Source organism: Mesorhizobium sp. M7A.F.Ca.ET.027.02.1.1 (assembly GCF_004022985.1).
In the GTDB taxonomy this organism is placed as follows: Bacteria; Pseudomonadota; Alphaproteobacteria; order Rhizobiales; family Rhizobiaceae; genus Mesorhizobium.
The window spans coordinates 1-2,166 of sequence record NZ_RZOL01000645.1; the positions used below are offsets into that span (position 1 = coordinate 1).

Annotated in this window: 2 protein-coding genes and 1 pseudogene; 2 read left to right on the plus strand and 1 reads right to left on the minus strand. The window is 64.4% G+C overall.

The features are described from left to right. Positions 1-689: DMT family transporter (locus tag EN749_RS34630; RefSeq protein WP_145991144.1), on the plus strand; the 689-nt coding region annotated here is incomplete at its 5' end. 60 nt (positions 690-749) lie between these two features. Next, on the plus strand, positions 750-1,676 hold the full coding sequence (locus EN749_RS34635; RefSeq protein WP_128364859.1) for a DMT family transporter: 927 nt from the start codon (positions 750-752) through the stop codon (positions 1,674-1,676). A gap of 133 nt (positions 1,677-1,809) precedes the next feature. On the opposite strand, the pseudogene EN749_RS34640 reads toward EN749_RS34635, so the two are convergent. Next, positions 1,810-2,166, minus strand: a pseudogene (locus EN749_RS34640) (LysR family transcriptional regulator); the annotation flags it as partial.

Genomic DNA, 2,166 nt, shown 5'->3' on the forward strand with positions numbered 1-2,166 from the left:
TTGCCGACACGATGCGCTCGCCGATCGTGCGGCCGATGCTGGTGCGCAGTGCCTTCACGCTTGCTGCGTGGCTGTGTTACTACAACGCCGCGCGCAGCCTGCAGCTCGCCGAGCTGACCACCGTCTATTATGCGGCCCCGATCATCGTCACAGTGCTTTCAGTGTTCCTGCTCGGCGAAAAGGTGCCGATGCTGCGCTGGCTGGCGGTGCTGATCGGCTTTGCCGGCGTGTTCGTCGCTTGCGATCCGACCCATCTGGGCCTGTCCGTGCCGGTGCTGCTGGTGCTGGCGGCGGCCTTCTTGTGGGGCATCGCCATCGTGCTCTTGCGCAAGACCGCCCTTGCCGAGCGCTCGATGATCCAGCTCCTGCTCAACAATTTCTATTTCCTGCTGTTTTCGGCGGTGCCGGCATTGCTCTGGTGGCAGACACCCGATTGGACCCAGTTGCTGCTGCTTGCCAGCGTCGGCGCACTCGGCGGCCTGGCACAATATCTTCTGTTCGAAGGCATGAAGCGCACACCGGCTTCGGTCATCGCGCCGCTGGAATACACCTCGCTGTTGTGGGCATTCGCACTCGGCTTTGCGATCTGGGGCGACGTGCCGCGCCGCGAGGTGTTCCTGGGCGCTGCGCTGATCGTCGCCGCCGGCCTGTTGATCGTCGGCACCGAGCATTTTCGCAAACGCCTATGATGTGGATCACCATCATTGCTGACACTACGATGTCAGGACCAAGCGGCGTAGGCTGGTTGCATGACTGACATTGCAGCCGCCACCGACACCGCCGCAGAGCGCACACTCGGCATCATCCTGGTGTCGTCCTCAGCTGCCGTTTTCGGCCTGACCGGTGTTCTGACAAAGTCGATCCATGCCGACCCGTTGACCATCATCTGCTGGCGCGGCTTTGTCGGCGCCATCCTGATCAGCTTCTATGTGCTGTGGCGGCGTCACCGTTCCGGTAACCGCGAAACGCTGCGGCTTGGCTGGCGCGGCTGGCTGCTGGCGGTAGAGGGAGCTCTGGCCAGCATCGCCTTCATCTCGGCGTTCAAGTTCACCTTCGTCGCCAATGTCGCGGTCATCTATGCCACAGCACCTTTCGTCACCGCGCTGCTGGCTTGGGTTCTGACGCGCGAACCCTTCCGGTTGCAGACGATGGTCGCCGCCGCCGTGTCGCTGTGCGGCGTGGCGATCATGGTCTGGTCCGGCTTCGGCAGTGGCAATCTGTTCGGCGACGGACTGGCACTGCTGATGACCATCGGCAGCGGCCTCTACATGATCATGGTGCGCGCGTTCCGCGACACGCCGGTGGTGTGGGCCGGCGCGGTTTCGGCGTTCCTGCTGTTCCTGCTCGGCTGGTTCGTCACCGATCCGCTGGCGGTTTCGCCAAGGGATGCCGTTCTGCTCGCCACGTTCGGCGCGTCCTTTGCGTTATCCTCGATCCTGTGGACGGAGGGCGCGCGGCTCATCCCGCCGGCCGAATCCGGGCTGCTCGGCTCGGCCGAAGTGCCGTTCGCGATCCTGTTTGCCTTCCTGTTCCTGGGCGAGATTGCACCAGCCGCCAGCATGATCGGCGGCATCATCGTGTTGTGCGCGCTGTTCGCCCATGCGGGGCGGGATTGGCTGAGGGCCCGCTCGCAACGCATGGCCGGCCCGCAACGCGTGGCGTCAAATATTTCTTAAAAAAGTGACACAGTCACGGAACCATCATCCGGGTCAGGCATTATGGGTGCGACGGGCCATCCCCAAGTCCCCCCAAACCCCTCGGCCCGTCCTACTCCAAGCCGACCGTAAGGTCGGCTTTTTCTTTGGGCATTCAGCCCGACAAGGCAAGGTTGCCGCCGAGCAGAGCCGCCAGATCGCCCGCCGGACCATCGGAGCCAGCGCGCAACCGGATGGCGAACTCAGCCATTGGAACCTGCGGCAGGCCAAGCTCGCGCGGCGCCTCGACAATGCCGGAATGGGCAAAGCGAGCCGTTCGCAGCGTCAGCGCGACACCGGCGTTCACCGCCGTGCGCAGGCCGGCCAGACTGGCGCTGCCGGCAGCGATGCGGTAGCGGCGGCCGGCAGCATCGAGTGCGGCAAGTGCTGCCTCGCGAAAACCGCAATACGGATCGAGCAGCGCCAGCGGCAATTCCTCCTGCCGCGAAGCCCGCCCTTTTTGCGAACACAG